Annotated in this window: 13 protein-coding genes and 1 pseudogene; 6 read left to right on the top strand and 8 right to left on the bottom strand. The window is 40.8% G+C overall.

All coding sequences use genetic code 11. From position 1 onward, the window contains the following. Positions 1 to 77: 77 nt before the first annotated feature. Positions 78 to 1,544, bottom strand: a complete 1,467-nt coding sequence (ubiD, locus tag PSI06_RS15005) for a 4-hydroxy-3-polyprenylbenzoate decarboxylase (protein ID WP_273604173.1) — start codon at positions 1,542 to 1,544, stop codon at positions 78 to 80. Positions 1,545 to 1,690: 146 nt separating this feature from the next. Continuing rightward, positions 1,691 to 1,984, bottom strand: a complete 294-nt coding sequence (locus PSI06_RS15010) for an MliC family protein (protein ID WP_024032060.1) — start codon at positions 1,982 to 1,984, stop codon at positions 1,691 to 1,693. 133 nt (positions 1,985 to 2,117) lie between these two features. Here PSI06_RS15010 and PSI06_RS15015 point away from each other — a divergent pair, with 133 nt between their 5' ends. Both PSI06_RS15015 and PSI06_RS15020 read left to right on the top strand, forming a co-directional pair. Further along, positions 2,118 to 3,029 (top strand): DUF808 domain-containing protein, encoded by a 912-nt coding sequence (locus tag PSI06_RS15015; RefSeq protein ID WP_273604174.1) that lies wholly within the window; start codon positions 2,118 to 2,120, stop codon positions 3,027 to 3,029. A gap of 114 nt (positions 3,030 to 3,143) precedes the next feature. Beyond that, positions 3,144 to 5,102 (top strand): S9 family peptidase, encoded by a 1,959-nt coding sequence (locus PSI06_RS15020; RefSeq protein WP_273604175.1) that lies wholly within the window; start codon positions 3,144 to 3,146, stop codon positions 5,100 to 5,102. Positions 5,103 to 5,151: 49 nt separating this feature from the next. On the opposite strand, the gene PSI06_RS15025 is transcribed toward PSI06_RS15020, so the two are convergent. From PSI06_RS15025 to PSI06_RS15035, 3 genes and pseudogenes are all read right to left on the bottom strand, one after another. Further along, positions 5,152 to 6,093 (bottom strand): tetratricopeptide repeat protein, encoded by a 942-nt coding sequence (locus PSI06_RS15025; RefSeq protein ID WP_256846560.1) that lies wholly within the window; start codon positions 6,091 to 6,093, stop codon positions 5,152 to 5,154. Between the two features lie 93 nt (positions 6,094 to 6,186). Further along, positions 6,187 to 7,484 (bottom strand): annotated as a pseudogene (locus PSI06_RS15030) (M20/M25/M40 family metallo-hydrolase). 151 nt (positions 7,485 to 7,635) lie between these two features. Next, positions 7,636 to 9,714, bottom strand: a complete 2,079-nt coding sequence (locus tag PSI06_RS15035; RefSeq protein WP_273604176.1) for a TonB-dependent siderophore receptor — start codon at positions 9,712 to 9,714, stop codon at positions 7,636 to 7,638. Positions 9,715 to 9,920: 206 nt separating this feature from the next. Here PSI06_RS15035 and dbpA point away from each other — a divergent pair, with 206 nt between their 5' ends. Then, positions 9,921 to 11,309: an ATP-dependent RNA helicase DbpA gene (gene dbpA, locus PSI06_RS15040; protein ID WP_273604177.1), complete on the top strand. Its 1,389-nt coding sequence runs from the start codon at positions 9,921 to 9,923 to the stop codon at positions 11,307 to 11,309. Here the strand turns inward: dbpA and PSI06_RS15045 are convergent, their stop codons facing one another. Beyond that, the gene (locus PSI06_RS15045) at positions 11,310 to 11,873 is read right to left on the bottom strand and encodes a DNA-J related domain-containing protein (RefSeq protein WP_273604178.1); all 564 of its coding nucleotides are present in this window, start codon (positions 11,871 to 11,873) and stop codon (positions 11,310 to 11,312) included. Positions 11,874 to 11,948: 75 nt separating this feature from the next. Here PSI06_RS15045 and PSI06_RS15050 point away from each other — a divergent pair, with 75 nt between their 5' ends. Next, on the top strand, positions 11,949 to 14,762 hold the full coding sequence (locus PSI06_RS15050) for a tetratricopeptide repeat-containing hybrid sensor histidine kinase/response regulator (protein WP_273604179.1): 2,814 nt from the start codon (positions 11,949 to 11,951) through the stop codon (positions 14,760 to 14,762). Positions 14,763 to 14,985: 223 nt separating this feature from the next. Here PSI06_RS15050 and rho read toward each other — a convergent pair whose 3' ends face one another. Next, on the bottom strand, positions 14,986 to 16,245 hold the full coding sequence (gene rho / locus PSI06_RS15055) for a transcription termination factor Rho (RefSeq protein ID WP_004588958.1): 1,260 nt from the start codon (positions 16,243 to 16,245) through the stop codon (positions 14,986 to 14,988). 182 nt (positions 16,246 to 16,427) lie between these two features. Further along, positions 16,428 to 16,754 carry a thioredoxin TrxA gene (gene trxA / locus PSI06_RS15060; RefSeq protein ID WP_004588957.1) on the bottom strand — a complete coding sequence of 109 codons (327 nt, stop codon included), beginning with the start codon at positions 16,752 to 16,754 and terminating at the stop codon, positions 16,428 to 16,430. A 91-nt stretch (positions 16,755 to 16,845) separates the two neighbouring features. Between trxA and rhlB the strand changes: the two genes are divergently transcribed. Both rhlB and gppA read left to right on the top strand, forming a co-directional pair. Continuing rightward, positions 16,846 to 18,123 (top strand): ATP-dependent RNA helicase RhlB, encoded by a 1,278-nt coding sequence (gene rhlB, locus PSI06_RS15065; RefSeq protein ID WP_054983731.1) that lies wholly within the window; start codon positions 16,846 to 16,848, stop codon positions 18,121 to 18,123. 44 nt (positions 18,124 to 18,167) lie between these two features. Then, entirely contained in the window at positions 18,168 to 19,661 is a 1,494-nt protein-coding gene (gene gppA, locus PSI06_RS15070) for a guanosine-5'-triphosphate,3'-diphosphate diphosphatase (RefSeq protein WP_004588955.1), read from the top strand. Positions 19,662 to 20,085: the final 424 nt, after the last annotated feature.

A 20,085-nucleotide genomic window follows, 5' to 3' on the forward strand; every position in this document is an offset into this window, starting at 1 on the left:
AGATATGCAGTTAAGTGGAGCAATATTAACATATCTGCGGGGTTATTTTATAGCCTGTTTATATTCACTAAGCGTGCTTAAAGTATATCGAGGCTTTGCCAAATTTCGTCAACACGATCTTTTGTCGCTTTATCCATGACAATTGGCTCGCCCCATTCGCGGTCGGTTTCACCTGGCCACTTATTTGTTGCATCCATGCCCATTTTTGAGCCAAGCCCAGATACCGGCGATGCAAAATCGAGGTAATCTATTGGCGTGTTTTCAATTAATGTAGTGTCGCGCGCAGGGTCCATACGGGTAGTGATGGCCCAAATAACATCGTTCCAGTCACGGGCATTTACATCATCATCGCAAACAATAACAAACTTAGTGTACATAAACTGACGTAAAAACGACCATACGCCCATCATTACGCGCTTAGCATGGCCTGGGTATTGTTTTTTCATGGTTACCACGGCCATACGGTAAGAGCAGCCTTCGGGTGGCAAGTAAAAGTCGACGATTTCTGGAAACTGCTTTTGCAATATAGGCACAAACACTTCGTTTAATGCCACACCTAAAATAGCTGGCTCATCAGGTGGACGGCCGGTAAATGTACTATGGTAAATTGGGTTTTTACGGTGTGTTAAATGGGTTACTGTCATCACAGGAAAATCATCAACTTCATTGTAATAACCAGTGTGGTCACCATATGGCCCCTCGGGAGCCATTTCGCCAGGCATAATGTAGCCTTCAAGTACTATTTCGGCACTGGCAGGGACCTGTAAGTCATTTGAAATTGACTTAACCACTTCTGTTTTACTACCGCGCAGTAAGCCAGCAAAGGCATATTCGCTTAACGTGTCTGGCACAGGTGTCACCGCACCTAAAATAGTGGCAGGATCAGCTCCTAATGCAACCGAAACTGGGTAAGGCTCACCGGGGTTTTCTTTACACCATTCTTGAAAATCGAGTGCGCCACCGCGATGCGATAACCAACGCATAATTATTTTATTTTTACCTAATAGCTGCTGGCGGTAAATACCCAAATTTTGGCGCTTTTTATAAGGCCCTTTGGTAACGGTTAAACCCCAAGTAATAAGGGGAGCGGCATCTCCAGGCCAACAATGCTGTATTGGTAACTTAGTTAAATCTACCTGGTCACCTTCTAGAACAACCTGTTGGCACGGTGCTTTTTTAACTTCTTTAGCCGGCATATTGAGTACTTGTTTAAATACCGGAATTTGCCCTAGTGCTTCTTTAATTCCTTTTGGTGGTTCGGGCTCTTTTAAAAAAGCGAGTAGCTTGCCAACTTCACGCAGCTCGCTTACATCTTCTTGGCCCATGCCCATAGCAACGCGCTTAGGTGTACCAAATAAGTTTGCAAGCACAGGCATACTGTGACCTTTTGGGTTTTCGAACAATAATGCGGGGCCTTTAGCACGTAATGTACGGTCGGCTATTTCGGTCATTTCAAGATACGGGTCGATTTCTTGAGTAATACGTTTAAGTTCGCCTTTTTTTTCAAGCAAATCGATAAAATCACGTAAATCTTTATATTTCATGGTAGGCCGCTACTAAGCAAAAAGTGAAAGTATTATACCCAACTAAACAACAAATGCATGTGCAGTTGTTAAGTCAGTGATAGTGTAAAAACAGGGTATTTATTACGATGAGAAAAAAGAAAAAGTTTAAATCGCGAAAGACAAAATTATAAGGCGTCGGCTTGTTGAAGTTGGCAGTGGTATTTATTACCTGAAACAATCAACATCGCTTCATCGGCTTTAGACCAAAATAGCACTCGCTCATTAATATACTTTACCCCTGATGCGCTCGGCTCTTTATTAAGCGTATATGTTTGCTCATTTAAAGTAAGTGTTGCCCCCGCTCCTTGGTGGGCTAATTCTACTACGCGCTCGTTGCATAAGTAGTGGGTACTTTTAGACTCATTACTACAGGCTGATAAAACCAGCATGCTTGTAAAAATAACCACCAATGCTTTCATTTATATCCCCTAAGTAAGTTTGCCATTGATAAAAATCAGTGCGTTTAATCAGCATAACAAAGCAAAATTAACCGTTGGTGAAAATTACGGATTACGCTATGTTGATAGCATTATTTTTTAGCTAGGAAGCAACATGGCAGGCATTAACCTTTTAACATTACTTGATGATATAACCACCTTACTTGATGACATTGCCACAATGAGTAAAGTCGCCACTAAAAAAACAGCCGGTGTACTTGGTGACGACTTAGCACTTAATGCTCAGCAAGTTACAGGGGTTACAGCCGACCGCGAATTACCCGTAGTTTGGGCTGTGGCAAAGGGCTCATTTTTAAATAAAGCTATTTTGGTGCCTGGTGCATTGCTCATAAGTGTATGGCTGCCTTGGTTAATAACCCCGCTGCTAATAATCGGTGGCTTATTTTTATGTTTTGAAGGCGCTGAGAAAGTATTTACTCGGTTTTTACCTCACCCCGAAAAAGAGGCTGATGAGTCGCAGCAATTAGACCCAGCTGAGTATGAAAAGCAAAAAGTAAAAGGAGCCATACGCACCGACTTTATTCTCTCAGCCGAAATTATAGTGATCACCTTGGGAACGGTTGCAGGTGCCACACTTGTAAATCAGGCGCTTGTACTGTGTGTTATAGCCGTATTAATGACCATAGGTGTATACGGCCTTGTAGCCGGTATTGTGAAGCTTGATGACGCGGGGTTGTATTTGCTTAATCAATCAAAGGTGTCGGCTAATAAATTTAAAGAGATGCTTGGTAAGGGGCTATTAGCTGCAGCACCAAGGCTTATGCAATTTTTAGCCTTTGCCGGCACGGTGGCCATGTTTTTAGTCGGTGGCGGCATTTTATCCCACGGTATTGAGCTACTACATCATTGGCAATTAGAAGTAATAGCCATAGGCAAGTCGTTATTAAATGGCACCGGCGAAACATTAGCCCCCCTTATATTTGACGGATTACTAGGGGTAGTAGCGGGGCTATGCATTGTTATTCTGCATTTAGTTTGGAGTAAGCTTACTAACCCTAAGCATTAGATTAATAACCCTATTAATTTACGCCTGTTTACATAAAGGGAAGAAGTATGGTGTATGTTTTTGTTAAAAGTATGTAACATAAAGCTCAATCAAAAATAAATAAAAGGAACTTTAATGAATAAGTTTTTGGCTTGTCTGCCTTTATTGCTGGCAAGTATTTTTAGCTCTCATACTACAGCAAGTAACGACTTGGTACCGATAGAAAGCTTTAGTAAAGATATAGAGTTTGCAGGTGTGAAAATTTCACCTGATGGAAAATACTTAGCTGTAATTACTCGCCCTGAAGGAAAAAATGTATTAATGGTGCTAAGCACTGATACATTTAAAGTAAGTCATGCAATTAAGTTTCCTAATGATGCCCAGGTTGGCAATTATTATTGGGTTAACAATGAAAGAATTGTACTGGCTAAAGAGTACATTAAAGGCTGGAAAGATCATCCCGAATTTCATGGTGAGCTTTTTGGTGTAAATGCTGATGGTAGCCGAGGCAAATATTTAGTGGGTTACCAAGGTGAAATGCAAACAGGAACCCGTATAAAAAAAGCGACACCCATACTAGGTACTTCTTATGTACTAGACCCGCTTATTCATGATAAGCGTAAAATGCTGATCCTGACCTACCCATGGAGCGCTTCAAATGAGCCGCATACAATAGTTTATGAAGTTGATATTTACAGCGGAAAGCGAAAAAGAGTCACTCGCTCACCATCAAGAATGGCAGGCTTTTTAACAGATCATGATGGTAATGTGCGTGTTGCTGTTTCAAACGATGATTATATTAATCAAAAAATTTATACCCGTGAGAAGTCAGGTGGTGAATGGCAACAGCTTGATTTAGGAGAGTTAAAATACACTGATATTAGCCTTCATGCGTTTGATAGTACGGGTGCTTCTGTTTATGTTACAGCGTCAGAAAATGGCGAAGCAAAGGGGCTTTATAAACTAAATTTAGAGAGTAAAAAGTTTGAGCTTTTGCATAAAGAACCACAGGTCTCTCCAAAAAAAGTGTGGGTAGATGAAGTTTCTAAAGAATTATTCGCAATTGAAAATGAACTTGGCTATCCTGCCTATTCCTTTATAAATAATTCACATAAAAGTGAGCGCTTAAAGGCATTAATACAATCCCTTCAAGGGCAGCAAGTTCAGCTTGTTAGTAGTACAGAAGATGGTGAGAAGAGTATTATCTTTGCGTCAAGCGATACTAACCCTGGCAGCTACTACTTGTTCGATGCCAAAAAGAATAGCTTACGCTTTTTGTTTGCGACTAAAAGCTGGATCAAGCCAAGTGAAATGGCTATAACCAAACCTGTAAATTATAAAGCGCGTGATGGCTTAACAATATACGGATATTTAACCATCCCTAATAATACTGATGAGAAAAACTTACCTTTAGTTGTTATGCCTCACGGTGGTCCTCATGGACCAAGAGATTGGTGGGGCTATGAGAGCGAAGCTCAGCTATTAGCCAGTAGAGGCATTGCAGTACTAAAAGTTAACTTTAGAGGCTCTGGTGGCTTTGGCCGCAACTTTGAACATGCCGGACATAAAAAATGGGGTGCTGAAATACAATACGACATTATTGACGGTGTAAAATACTTAATAGAGCAAGGCACTGTAAATAAAGATAATATTTGTATAATGGGCGCAAGTTTTGGTGGTTATTCGGCATTACAAAGTGCAATTTTAGAACCAGATATGTTTCAGTGTGCTATTGGTGTAGTTGGGGTGTACGATTTACCGCTAATGTTCGAAGAAGGCGATATCTCTGAACGAGACCGTGGACAGCGCTATCTTAAAAGCGCGCTTGGTACTGATGAGGCACTGTTAAAGCGTTTTTCACCTAGCTACAACATAGACAAACTTAAAGCGCCAGTTTTAATTGTACATGGTGGGCAGGATGAGAGAGCACCAATTGAGCAAGCTGAGTCTTTAGTTGCAGCATTAAAAAAAGAAAACCATCCTTACATATACGAGTTACTTGAAGATGAAGGGCATGGCTTTTATAAAGCAGAGCACAGAACGCGCTACTACAAGCAGGTACTTAACTTTTTAGATGAGCATATGACTTTCTAATTATAAGTATGAATGAAGATTGAAAATGGCCAGTTAAACTGGCCATTTTTTATTTGCAGTTTGCTTTATCGCACATTTCCTCTAATTCTATTTTAGCTTTGCTATTACCTTGCGCTATTGCCTGCTCATACCAATGTTTTGCTGTTTGTACATTTTGAGTCACGCCTTGTCCATCTCGGTACATTTGCGCAAGGTTGAGCTGCCCCCATTGCGAGCCGGCATTTGCGGCTAGAGTAAAACTCTCAAGCGCATCGCTATACTGTCCGTTTTTAAAATACGTAATGCCCTGTTGGTTATTTTTGTCGAGCTTTAAGCCTTTATATAGCGGTTTTGGTTTTGGCGGAAACATTACAAAACCACCATATAAACTATTTGCTGAGGGGCGCAGTATGTCGTAAATCACCCCGTCGTTGTAAAGTCTTTTTACTTCGCTACGAGGCAAAGTAATTTTGTCATCTGAGAAGTAACCTCTTTGTACTAATAAGCTGGTACGCATTGCAGTAGTAATGCCTTTGTTGCGCTTATAGCTGTAGTTACTTACTTGAAACGTTATAAACTGCTCGTCAAAACTTAAAACTTGCGCAACTTTTAAGTTGGTGAGTGTCCATGGCTCATGAGTAAATTTATCAGCGTGTACTAAATACGTATCGTAGGCTTTAGGGTTAGTTAAGTAGCTTTGCTTTTGCGCTTGCGCTACAGCGTGTTGTTGGTAAAAAAATAAACCCACCCATAACGCTAAAAATACCCCTATAAAGTATTTAGGTAGAGTGAAAATTTCAAACGTCGGTAACTGCTTTAATTTTACAGGCGCATTATGGCCGCATTGATAGCATTCGTATTTATAGTTTAGTGCTAAAGGTAGAACAGGAATAACCGTAAAGCGTAAAAAACGGCTTTGGTTTATTAAATGGTAGGCGCGGCTATGGCAGTTAGGGCAGCACTGTGTTTGTGCAAAATGAGGGAACGACCGACTCGTATTGAAAAGCAACATGCCCGCACACTCCTTGTTTTATTTAATTTATATAAAGGTAAAACAAGGAGTGCGTTTATTAAAGCGACAAACTGTAAGTAAGTATGTCAGTTATTAGTTAGTCTGCGCTTTCGGTTGAATTGTTGTTTTGGCATCTGCTGCCATTAACGCAAATACAGCATACGCAGCGGTATTTTGGCGCAGTTTAGCAGGCGTTACTTTATCGAGTGTGTCATCAGCTGTGTGATGGTAATCAAAGTAATCAGTGCCATCTTGGGCCAACTCAAATATAGGTGCCGACACCGCTTTTTTAAATGGGATTAAATCCGGCCCGCCGTTAGCCTGGTTTTTACCAATGTACTCAATGTTTAACGCAGCCAGCTCTTTTGCTATGGCACGGACTACTGGCAGAGAAGCCGCATTAACATTTGACTCAAAACCATATACTACATTGGCGCCAAAGTCCGACTCAGCAGCTGCAACTATATTGTGTAAGTCACTTTTGTGTTGTGCAAAGTAAGCTTTTGCACCCCAAAGTCCAAGCTCTTCTGCTGCAAAAAGTACAACACGAATACTACGTTTAGGGCGTTTAACATCGCTAATGTGTTTAGCCGCAGCCATTGTTAGCGCAACACCTGCACCATCATCTAATGCGCCAGTGCCTAAATCCCACGAGTCTAGGTGGCCGCCAATTAACACATATTGTTCTGGGTTATCGGTGCCATTAAATTGGCCTATAACGTTATAGCTTGTGCCTTCTCCTAGGCTTTGTGTTTGTACATTTATATTAACCGTTACCTTTTTGTTTAAAGCCACTAAGCGCGCTATTTGATCCGCATCATGTAAGCAACCGCGCCTTTTTTTGCAGCTTCAATTGCGCCTGTGGCACGTGCTTTTACTGCAGGGCCGTAACCGTTGCCGTCTATGTCGCGGTTCATGCGGTAATTAATATAGGCAATTTTACCTTCTAAGCTATTTGCTGGTGCTGCAATTAGCTCATCCAATGTTTCAAACAGTACAACCGGTGCACTAATGCCATCATCGGGTGTGCTTACACTATTACCCAGCGCAGTTAAATGCAGAGGTTGCTCACTTGGGGTGAGTATTTTTCCGCTTTCGCTATAACGGCGCCATTTTGGAAATGTTGCTTCTTCAAGCCATACTTTATCAAAACCAAGTTCGTTAAATTTTGCTTTAGCCCATGCTACTGCTTTTTTATCGTTTTCAGTGCCGGGTAAGCGAGGGCCAACTTCTGTTGTGAGTGACTCGAGTAGCTCGTAGCTTAAATGGCTTTTAAGTGCAGCAGTGCGCACCTCATCAACCTGTTGTAATTGCATTGTGGTGAATTCTGCATTGTTTGCGCTAACGCTGAGGCTGCTAGTCATTAGTAGCGCTGTAATAATTTTTTTCATATAGAGTAAGCCTTTTTATAATTAAGTGTATTAGAGCACTTTTTAAAGGCTTTAAAAAATAGATGAGATGAATGCAGTGGTGTTTTTAATAGGCAGTAAAAAGCCCGCACAATTATTATTGTGCGGGCTTTATAAGTATAAGTTTTATAACTTAAAAGCTAAATTGAGCTGCTAGGCGTACATTGGTGCCTTCGCCCACGGTAACGTTGTTTAAGCCACCGCCGCCTAAGTAGTTTTCGTCTAATAGGTTTTCAATGTTTAAACGAAGGTTTACATCGGTTTTGCTTACTTTAAGTTTGTAAGTTGCACCTACATCTACTCGTGTGTAAGCATCTTTTACTACTGTGTTTGCACTATCGGCAAAGCGCTCACCTTCATAAAATGCACCGGCATTAAATGCAATGGTGTCGTTTAACTCATAGCGTGTCCAAAGTGATGCAGACCATTTAGGAGCATCAGTAGGGCGTTTACCTTGTAGGTCTTCGTCACGCTCAAAATTTGCATCTAAGTACATAGTTGATGCCATAACAAATAAGCGATCGGTAGCTGCACCTTGCGCGCTTAGCTCAAGCCCTTTATGGCGTTGCTCGCCTACTTGGTTTGTTTCAGAGGTAAATTCGCCCACTGGCACTTCAAGTGCTTCGGTTACTAAGGTGCCTTTTTTGCTAATATCAAATACAGCACCGCTTAACATTAGGCGGTCATCAAATAGTTGCCATTTAACACCAATCTCTTTTTGCTCAGAGGTAACAGCATCAAGCTTCATACCGTTGTTGATGTCAGTTTCGCTTACTAATGTATCGCTACCTTGTGGCTCAAAACCTTCTGAGTAGCTAGCATAAATAGTCGCAGAAGGGTTAGGGTGATAAAGCACACCTACTTTTGGTACGAACGACTCGTTATCTGCGCCTTCTCTATTTTGCTCATCGTAACGGCCACCTAATGATACTTGCCACTGTGGCGAGAAAGTAATTAAGTCTTGAACGTAAATACCGTAGTAGTCGTATTCAGTTTCGCTAATAGTATCATCTGATTTATAGCTTACTGTTGGGCGGCTTGGCTCGTTTTGGCGAGCGGCAAAATCAAAATACTCTGCTGATGTACGGCGTTGCCCGTAATAGTAATCTAGCGAGTTTGCACCAATTAAAAACTGATGTTGTAAACTACCGGTTTTAAATTCGCCAACAAAATCAATAAATGCGGTTTTAAACTGCCAATCGTCAAAACGGTCGTAAGGGCGTGACTCATAGCTATCGCCTTCTACGAATGTGCTTGGCTTACGAGGTGCAGACTCAAAACGCTGGCGCTCAAATGTTTGCTCGTTGTAACCAAGCTTAACTTGCCAGTGATCGTTTAAGTACACTTCAAAATCTACGCCTAAGTTTTCTACCGTTATGTCGGTAAACGCCCAAGACATATCGCGAATGGTTTTGTCATCGCCAATCACATTAGCGTTGTCATCTATCCAAGCACCTGTATCAAGGCCTGCTTCGTCGTCTGTGCGGTCGTAATGTACACGTACTAATGCGTTGTCGCTTAAATCGTAATCAACAATTACAGCACCTAAAAAACGGTCGCGTTCACGGTTTTCGCCGTTTTGGTATTCGCGCCAGTAATCAACATCTTGTTTTACTAAAATACCGCGTGCACGTAAATCTTCAGCGTCGGTAAGTGCACCAGCCGCGTCTAGCATAAAGCGGGTAGAGCCGTGTTGGTCTACATCTGCGCTGGCGTTAAATAATGTGGTTGCCGTAGGCTTTTTTGTCACCATGTTTATCAAGCCACCAGGGCCTGATTGTCCGTATAAAATACTTGATGGGCCTTTAATAACTTCTACTTGTTGTAGAATTTCAATCGGTTGCTGGTAGTGAGACCAATGTTGGTGTCCGTCACGTAAGTAGCCAGTTGAAGAGCTAAGTTCAAAGCCGCGTAAGTTAAATACTTCACGGTTACGTTGTTGAGAGCCGGCAGTTAAACTTGCATCGTTAGTAAGCACTTCGCCAAGAGTGGTTGCTAATTGCTCGCTAATTATTGTATCGCTAATAACCGTTACTGATTGCGCTGTTTCTAACAATGACGCTGATGTTCTCATTGCTCCGTTGGCGTTGTCGACTTTGTAGTCGTTGAAATAGCTGCCTTTAACTTCAATTCGCTCTAAGTCAGTAGGGGCGGCAAAGGCGCTTGTGCTAATGGCACCAACAAGTGCTACGTACAGTGAGTTTAGTTTCATCAATTACATCCAGTGTTAGGGTGTTAAAATTTTTGGGGATCTTAATGAAAACTAGTATCATTTTCAACTCTTTTATTAACAAGATTTAACACATCGTAAAATAATGGTCATCGGGTATTAATGGTTGCCTTATCTGAATTCTGCTATTATACAGCTCATATTTTGGGGCTAAGCCCTGTGTTGTTTTTATTATTTTGGAATTAATTGTGACTTCTACTGCATTTTCATCTTTGGCTTTACCTGCTGGTTTAGTTGATAATTTATCAACACTTGGCTACTCGCAAATGACGCCTGTACAAGCGCAAAGCCTGCCACCTGTACTTGAAGGTAAAGACATTATTGCACAGGCAAAAACCGGTTCAGGTAAAACTGCTGCTTTTAGTTTAGGTGTGTTAGCTAAATTAAATGTAAAACGTTTTCGTATTCAATCGCTTGTACTTTGTCCAACGCGCGAACTGGCTGAGCAAGTGGCGGTAGAAATGCGCAAACTTGCCCGCGGTATTCACAATATTAAAATTTTAACCTTGTGTGGCGGGGTTTCTATTGGCCCACAAATAGGCTCGCTTGAGCATGGCGCGCACATTATTGTGGGTACACCTGGGCGAGTGGACGATCATATTCGTAAAGGCACACTGCGTTTAGACGATGTTGAAACGCTGGTACTTGATGAGGCAGATCAAATGCTTGATATGGGTTTTCAAGATACCCTTGATGCCATTATTGAGCGCATACCGCAAAATCGTCAAACGTTGTTATTTAGTGCAACCTTTCCGCGTGCAATTGAAGCTATTGCAAAGCGCGTATTAAAAAATCCAGAGATGATAAAAGTAGAAGAAGAGCAAGAAAAAAGCACAATAAAGCAATACTTTTACAAAATGGATAACAACAAACAGCGTTACTCAACACTTAAATTATTACTACTTAAATTTACACCACAAAGCTGTGTTGTTTTTTGTAATACCAAGGTAGAAACACAACAAGTTTGTGATGATTTAGCAAGTGAAGGCTTTAGCGCAGTGGCGTTGCACGGTGATTTAGAGCAGCGTGATCGCGAGCGTACGTTAATTCATTTTGCTAATAAAAGTGCCTCAATATTAGTTGCTACCGATGTTGCCGCGCGTGGCTTAGATATTGACGACATGGACATGGTAATAAATTACCATTTAGCACACGACCCACAAACCCATGTGCACCGTGTAGGGCGTACAGGCCGAGCGGGTAAAAAAGGCATTGCATGCTCTATTTACGGTGAGGCTGAGCAGTTTAAAGTGGCGCAAATAGGCGACCATTACGAACGAGACTTTTTGCCAGAGCCAATGCCTGCTTTTAGTTTATTAGAAAAGCTGCCTTACAAGCCTGAAATGGTTACCCTAATGATTGACTCGGGCAAAAAGCAAAAAGTGCGCGCTGGTGATATTTTAGGTGCACTTACTGGCAAAGATGGTGTTGCAGGACGCCAAGTAGGTAAAATAAATGTACTCGATAACGTTGCCTTTGTAGCCGTTGAGCGCAATGCATCAAAACCTGCGCTACGTAAATTAACCGAGGGCAATATTAAAGGGCGTAAAATTCGTGCCCGTCGCCTTACCCGCTAATTACCTGTTTTGAGCAGCTAGCTTTAGCTGCTCATACTCGGCTCTTATTTGTCTAAATTGACATGCACTCCCAGTTTGCTTATCGGGATGATGTTTTAATGCCAATTGCCGCCAGCGCTTTTGTAGCATAGCCAGGCTAAAGTTTGGCGGTAATTGCCAAGCCTTAAGTAATGACTCAATATGCCCAACTGGTTGCTTTATTAGTGGGCTAAATTGCTGCCAAAAACTATCTAATAATGCCTCTATGTCTTTGGCATTGGTGTCGTAGTTTTCCCAGTTTAAATAGTAACTTTTTAAATGGGATTGCGTTGCTATATTGCTACTTGGCTCTGTAAGTTCAATATGTAATGACGATATAATTAAGTGCTTGGGTAATAGCTGTGTTTGCAGCTCAAATAAAGCATTCATAATTAAAAAATTCTTTTTAAATAAATTTTGCTCAGGGTTTGCATCTAAAGGTGGTAACACCCCTTGTTGAGCGAGCGTTGCAGCTAAGGTATGAACTTTCCAAACACGCTGAGTTAAAAGTAGCTCAAAAATCTCATCAATCAGGGGGTTAAGCATTGTTTGCACTCGTTTTGTTGTGTATCTTCAATAAAGATTACACTGACTAAAGCTAAAGTTTGAAGGAATAATATTATGCAAGGCAAATTGAAGTGCCTTTTATTTGTTTTATGTTGTGTGTTCATACTGCCAAGCTTTGCTCAAAATAGTGTATCTTTATTTGATGAATTTAAAAAAGAGCAGCAGTGGGATGTAAAACTCACGCTCGGTAATGCACTGCTTGAAGCAAAAAATATTACAGAATCCCAAAAGGTCAGTGTGTATTCTGAACTTGCCGATTTAGCCTTCTCCTCAGATGATTTTGAAAATGCCCTGCTGTATTTTAAAAAATTAGAACAGCACACTTCCTTAAACTACCTACCAGATATGCACTTTAGAGCCATTAAAATGCAAGGCGTTGTGTTTTATTTTCAGGGATATTTTCAGCAAGCTATTGTTGAATATAGCCGTGCCATGGTGATTGTTGAAAAAAACAATAAGCAAGTAGAGCTTGCAAACCTGCTTAGTAATATTGGTTTAGCGTACTTCGAAATGAATAATATGGAGCTAACGCTCGAATATTATTTAAAAGCAAAAGAGATTTATGAGAAAAAGGGCAGTGCTCAAGACCAAGCTGATATTTTGCTAAATATAGCAGGGGTGTACATAAGGTTATCACGTTACGAAAGCGCCATTTTATTTTATAAAGAAGTACTTAAAGTTTATCAAAAACTAGCTGATACCAGCGGTATAGCGCAAGTTAACAATAATTTAGGGGTTGCTTACTACGAAAGTTCGCAATTTGATTTAGCGCTGCATTATTACCAAATGGCACTGCGCTATTATATTTCTACCAATGATTATAATAAGTTATCTACCCAATATACTAATTTAGCAAACATCAATTTAATTCTTAATAACGTGGATGTTGCCTACGAGCAAGCTAAATTGGGGGTGCAAAATGCCCTTAAAATTGCTAATCACAGTTTAGAGCTTAACGCCTTACATGCACTGGCTAAAATACAATTTGTGAGAGGCGAGCTTGCTGATTCGCAAAAAAGCTTAGATAAAGCAACCGATTTGGCCACACAATATAATAGTGTGCGTATAAAGCGCGATGCTTTTGGTACGCGTTCGCTCCTAGAGGCAAGCAAAGGCAACTACGCTGAGGCATTAACTCTGCACGAAAAGTTTGTAGCAGAGCAGCGCGGTATAAATAGCGAAACAATTACCAGCGCCTTAGCTGTACTGCAAAATCAATTTAAAGCTACTCAGTTAAATCAAGAAATTCAAAAGCTGAAGCAAGAACGAAAAGTACAAAAGTTAAAAATGAGCCAACGTTCGCAGCTTACAGCTTTTATTTTTGTTTTATTATTTTTAGTAATTGTAACGGGCACCGCGCTTTATCGTCGGGGCGCCGAAAAGCGTGCCAAGCAGTTATTAAAAGAACAAGTTGCGCAGCGTACAGCAGAGCTACAAGCTATTGCCCAAGAGCTACGAGAAGCAAATGATGTTAAAAGCCAGTTTTTGGCAAATATTAGCCATGAAATTAGAACCCCTCTTACCGCTATTTTAGGTCAAACAGATGATTTAATTAATGGTTTGTACGAGCCTGAAAACCTACAAGACGAATTAAAAATAATTCAACGACATAGCGATCACTTAAAAAGTTTAATTAATGACGTACTCGATTTAAGTAAAATAGAAGCAAACAGATTAGAGCTTAATATTTCGTGCTTTGACATAGTGCAGTTAGTTAGCGATGTACATGCCATGTTTATTACGCAGGCTAAGGCAAAGCATTTACAAATCCGTTTTGATAACCATGTAGGCAATGCGTTTTATACCAAGCTTGATTTAATGCGGGTGAAGCAAATACTCATTAATTTATGTGCTAATGCCGTTAAGTTTACTCTGGCGGGACAGGTTGTTGTGTCTTTAAACAAAACCGAGCAAGGACTTGTTTTTATAGTTAAAGACACCGGTATTGGCATGAATTCATCACAGCTAAAACAAATATTTGAATGCTTTAGCCAAGCCGATAACAGTATTAGCCGCCGCTTTGGTGGCACCGGGTTAGGGCTTAGTTTGTCTCAACAGCTAGCCTCTATGATGGGCGGCTATATTAGCGTACAAAGTGAGTTTAAACGCGGAAGTCAGTTTTCGCTGTTTTTACCCTGTATAGAAGTTGAAAAAGAGCCAGATGAGTACGAACATGTAAGCGCCGCTAAACAGATGAAGCAGTTAACCGGGCGCGTAGTTTTGGCTGAGGATCATCCCGACAATCGCAGACTCATAAGTCGCTATTTACGTTCTATGGGGCTTGAAGTTATTGCGGTAGAAAATGGCGAGCAAGCGGTTGAGAAGTGCCTACAAATATACCCAGACCTCGTGCTACTTGATATACAAATGCCTATTATGGACGGGCGTGCTGCGTTTTCGTTGTTGCAACAGTGCGGCTTTCAAGCGCCTATTTTTGCTTTGACGGCCAATGCAATGAGCCATGAAGTTGATGATTATCTTGCGCTAGGGTTTACAGGGTATTTAGGTAAGCCACTAGATAAAAACGCGTTTTATAACACCCTTGCCCAGCATTTAGGTGAAGCAAAACAAGAGGCAGCCTATACAGATAAGATAGACATGAGCGACTTAGTAACAAGTTTTAAGCAAAGCTTCACGTTTGAAAGCGAAACCATAAGTCAGCACCATAATAGTAATGACCTAGAGGCACTACAAAAAGACAGCCATCGTATTTTAGGTGCTGCGCAAATGTTTGCGTTAGACGATATTGCCAAGGCCGCTAAAAATCTCGATATGGCTTTACTCAATAAACAAAGCCAAAGTAAAGAACACATTCAAAAGCTTGTAGATGAATTACAGCGTGTACTTAAAAAATATAACGAGAGTTAATTATACCAATCGTGTTAGGTTATTAGACATTTATAGCGACAGATAAATAGAGTGGTAATAAGGCGTGAATTTTGACACCTAGTTGCTCTACATAAGAAATTTATAACGCCATTAACGCTTTATTTAGCATGCTAGAAAGGCTAAATATCTAAGTCGATTGGTATTAGTCGTTTAAACATAAAAAAAGCGCCCTAGGCGCTTTTTTTATGTAACGAAAACGCGCTTATTGGCGTTTCATCGAATCGAAGAATTCATCGTTCGTTTTGCTCATAGAAAGCTTATCAATTAAGAATTCCATTGCATCAATCTCTGACATTTCATGAACAATCTTACGTAAAATCCACAGCTTTTGTAGCTCATCTGGCTTAGTAAGTAGTTCTTCACGACGCGTACCAGAGCGGTTAAAGTCGATGGCAGGGAATACACGCTTTTCAGCAATCTTACGATTTAAGTGTAGTTCCATGTTACCGGTACCTTTAAACTCTTCGTAGATAACTTCATCCATTTTAGAGCCAGTGTCGATAAGTGCTGTAGCTATAATTGTTAAGCTACCGCCTTCTTCAACATTACGTGCAGCACCAAAGAAGCGCTTAGGCTTGTGCAGTGCGTTAGCATCAACACCACCGGTAAGTACTTTACCTGATGAAGGAATCACGGTGTTGTAAGCACGTGCTAAACGGGTGATTGAATCAAGTAAGATAACCACATCTTTTTTGTGCTCAACTAAACGTTTTGCTTTTTCAATAACCATTTCTGCAACTTGTACGTGGCGAGAAGCTGGCTCATCAAACGTTGATGCAATAACTTCACCTTTAACGAGGCGTTGCATCTCGGTTACTTCCTCCGGACGCTCATCAATAAGTAAAACCATTAATGTAACATCTGGGTGATTGTGAGTAATTGATTGTGCAATGTTTTGCAGTAGCATTGTTTTACCCGCTTTAGGCGGTGCTACTAACAAACCACGTTGGCCACGGCCAATTGGAGATGCTAAATCAAGTACACGAGCGGTAATGTCTTCTTTACTGCCGTTACCGCGTTCCATACGAAAACGCTCGTTTGCATGTAGTGGGGTAAGGTTTTCAAAAAGAATTTTAGTGCGAGAGTTTTCAGGTTTATCGAAGTTAACTTCATTTACTTTTAATAAAGCAAAGTAGCGTTCGCCATCTTTAGGTGGACGAATAAGCCCTGAAATAGAATCGCCAGTACGCATGCTGAAACGGCGAATTTGGCTTGGAGATACATAAATATCATCTGGGCCAGCTAAGTAAGATGCTTCTGATGATCTTAAAAAACCAAAACCATCTTGTAAAATCTCTAGTACACCGCCACCGAAGATGTTCTCTCCGCCTTTGGCGTGTGCTTTAAGAATGGCAAAAATGATATCTTGCTTTCTTAAGCGGGCTACGTTTTCGAGCCCCATGGACTCAGCTAAGTTTACAAGTTCTTTTATAGACTTGTCTTTTAATTCGCGTAAATGCATATTGGTGGGTTCTTTATTACAATTGTCATACTCAAAATCGCTTTGATAGTTGAGTGAGGTTTGTTGAATATAACTAAGGATTAGTTGGCTTTATAAACTAGCAGTTCACTGGCATAGCGTCCAGTCTTTATACAAAATAAACACAAAAAAAGGGCAAAAACGCCCTTTTTTTTAATTTTTACTTAGATATTGTTTTCTAAGAACTCAATAAGTTGAGTTTTAGAAAGCGCACCAACTTTCGTTGCAGCTACTTGGCCGTCTTTAAAAAGAAGCAGAGTAGGAATACCACGAATACCAAATTTAGGCGGTGTACCCGCGTTTTGGTCGATGTTTAATTTAGCAACTGTTACACGGCTTTCGTATTCATCAGCTACTTCATTAAGGATAGGGGCGATCATTTTACAAGGTCCGCACCACTCAGCCCAAAAATCTACTAGTACAGGCTTGTCTGATTGTAATACGTCAGCTTCAAAGCTATCGTCAGTAATTTGGATTATTTTCTCGCTCATTGCGCTCTCCGATTTAGTTAGGCGAAATATTTAGTGCGTATTTAAACACTCTTGTTTCTTATTGCAAGTTTAAACGTTATGCTTAAACGCTATGACTAAGACACATTTGACCGATAAAAAGTTTTCAGACTTTGCTATCGCACCGGAAGTGGTTGCCGGTTTAACCGAAAGTGGGTTTGAATATTGCACACCCATTCAAGCAAAATGCCTACCTTTTATTTGTGACGGACGCGATATCGCGGGCCAAGCACAAACAGGTACGGGCAAAACGTTGGCGTTTTTAACTGCCACGTGCCATCGGTTATTACAATCTAGCAAAGCACCTAGTAAACATCCAAGAGCCCTGATCATGGCCCCGACTCGGGAGCTTGCGATTCAGATACACAAAGATGCTAAAATTTTAGCGCCGCACTGTAATCTTAACTTAGGTTTAGTATATGGTGGCGAAGATTACGAAAAACAACGTGCACAATTAGAAAAAGGCGTTGATATTTTAATTGGTACTACAGGTCGCCTAATCGATTTGTACAAGCAAGGCTGTTACACCCTTAATGAAATTGAGGTAGTTGTGCTTGATGAAGCCGATCGTATGTTCGATTTAGGTTTTATAAAAGACATTCGTTACATGTTCCGCCGTATGCCAGATACAGCAGATAGATTAAATCTATTATTTTCTGCCACGCTTTCTTATCGCGTGCAAGAACTTGCCTTTGAACATATGACCAATCCTGAGCACGTTCAAATCGAGCCAGACGTTAAAACAGGTAAGCGAATTAAAGAAGAGCTATTTCATCCTTCTCAAGAAGATAAAATTAAGCTGCTATTAACTTTAATTGAGGAAGAATGGCCAGACAAAGCCATTGTGTTTGCCAATACGAAGCACAGCTGTGAAACAGTGTATGCCTGGTTAAAAGCCGATGGCCACCGAGTAGGTATGCTCACTGGCGATGTAAACCAGAAAAAACGCCAATCTATATTAGCGCAATTCACCAAAGGCGAATTAGACTTTTTAGTGGCAACCGATGTGGCAGCACGTGGGCTACATATCCCTGAGGTAAGTCATGTATTTAACTTTGACCTGCCAGATGATTGTGAAGATTACGTTCACCGTATAGGCCGTACAGGTCGTGCGGGCGCATCAGGTCATGCAATTAGCTTTGCATGTGAGCAGTACGCTTATAACCTGCATGAAATAGAAGAGTATATAGAGCACAGCATTCCTTTATCACATTATGATAAAACCGCATTGCTAGATGATTTAACAAAGCCTACTATTCAAAGAAAGCGCAACTATTCTACAGGCCCACGTAATCGTAGTAATAATAACGGACGTCGCCCAAATAATAGTTACCAAAAAGGACGGTCGTAACTCGGCCGTTACTGTACGTAGTAGTAACTAGAGGTTTTTGAACGGTGGGGCAATTTAAACCGCAAAAAAATGTGTATGCAGTCATTGATTTAGGCTCAAATAGCTTTCATATGCTAATTGCTAAATCAATTGCTGGCGGCCTACAAACTATAGGCCGCGTTAAACGCAAAGTAAGATTAGCCGCAGGGCTTGATAAAGATAACGTATTAAGCACTGAGGCAATGCAGCGAGGCTGGGAGTGCCTTGCACTTTTTGCTGAGCGCCTACAAGACATTCCAAAACAAAATATCACCATAGTAGCAACGGCCACATTACGTCTTGCGACGAATGCCGATGTTTTCAAAGCACAAGCCGAAAAAATCTTAGGCCATACTATTAATGTAATAAGTGGTGAGCTAGAAGCACGCACTATTTATAAAGGCGTAGCACACACTTCATCATGCACTGGCAAGCAGCTAGTTATTGATATTGGTGGTGCAAGTACCGAAGTCGTTATAGGTAAGGGTTTTGAGGCACTGCACTATAAAAGCTTAAATATGGGGTGTGTTACTTATTTAGAACGCTATTTTAAAGATTGCCAATTAAGTGAAGCAAACTTTAACGCTGCCATCAAAGCTGCCCACGAAGTTATTGATGAAATTGCCCCTGAGTATAAACAAGCAGGTTGGCAAATTGCATCGGGTGCTTCTGGCACAGTGCAAGCCATTCAAGAAATAATGGTTGCGCAACACTTAGATGAACTACTCACCCTAGAAAAGCTAAATAAAATAAAAGAGCAATCAATAACGTTTAGCACTATCGCTGCACTAGACTTACCTGGTCTAAGCGAAGAGCGTAGATTAGTTTTTGTATCTGGCCTAGCTATCTTAATTGCGCTATTTGAATCGCTTGAAATTGAAAAAATGGGATTAGCTGGCGGTGCACTTCGCGAAGGTGTGCTTTACAGTATGGTGCCCGAGCTTCATAACAACGACATTCGTAAACGCACCGTTGATGGGTTTATGGACCGTTACCATGTTGATCAAAAGCAAGCTAATCGTGTATCGAGCTTAGTTATTCAACTGGCAGAGCAGGTAGGTGAAAGCTGGCCGCTTGTTAGTGAAAATGCGTTGCCGCTTTTAAAAGCCGCAGCACAACTACACGAAATTGGTTTATTAATAGAGTACAAGCAATATCACAAGCACACAGCCTACATTATAGAAAACACCGATATGCCAGGTTTTTCACAATCTGAACATAAAGTGATTGCAGCTGTTGCTAATGCACATCGCTCCGATATTCAAAAAGGCAGCTTCGACGCTCTAGGTGCACATAGTACACTTACCCAATACTTAGTTAGGTTATTAAGAATTGCCGTAATATTATCGATGCGCCGACAAGACGACGTACTTCCTAAAATAGAGTTATCTGTAGAAAAAGACACCTTAGACTTAAAGTTTGCCAATAACTGGTTAAAAGAACACCCTCTTATGGCTAGTGAGCTACAACAAGAGTCTAAATTGCAAAGTAAACTCGGTTGGAAACTCATCGTAAACTAATATAAAAGGCCCGTAAGGGCCTTTTTAGTGTTTAAAGTAACCACTTTGCTTCAATTTCACGCGAACAGTCATTTATTTCAAGTTTTCTTCAAAAAAGGGTTGATCTGTTTTCGGATCTCCCTATAATGCGACCCCACTGAGACGGCAGAGCGCAACGCATAGCGAGGCACGAGCTACTTAGTGAGTTGAGTAAAACTTAGTTTTAAAAACTTTCAAGTTTAACAAAATTAAGTGTTGACAAAAAAATAGGAAAGCGTAAGATGCGCAGCCCTAGCGAGATAAAGTTTAACGCTTTAATCGCAACGTTCTTTAACAATATAAAGCAATCATCTGTGTGGGCACTCGTACAGATTGAGTTCTAACAGCCAAGCTACTTAGGTAGTGAGGCAAACAAATTTAGAGTCTCAATTGAAACTGAGTGACC

The sequence above is a fragment of the Pseudoalteromonas sp. GABNS16E genome, assembly GCF_028598715.1.
Classification (GTDB): domain Bacteria; phylum Pseudomonadota; class Gammaproteobacteria; order Enterobacterales; family Alteromonadaceae; genus Pseudoalteromonas; species Pseudoalteromonas atlantica.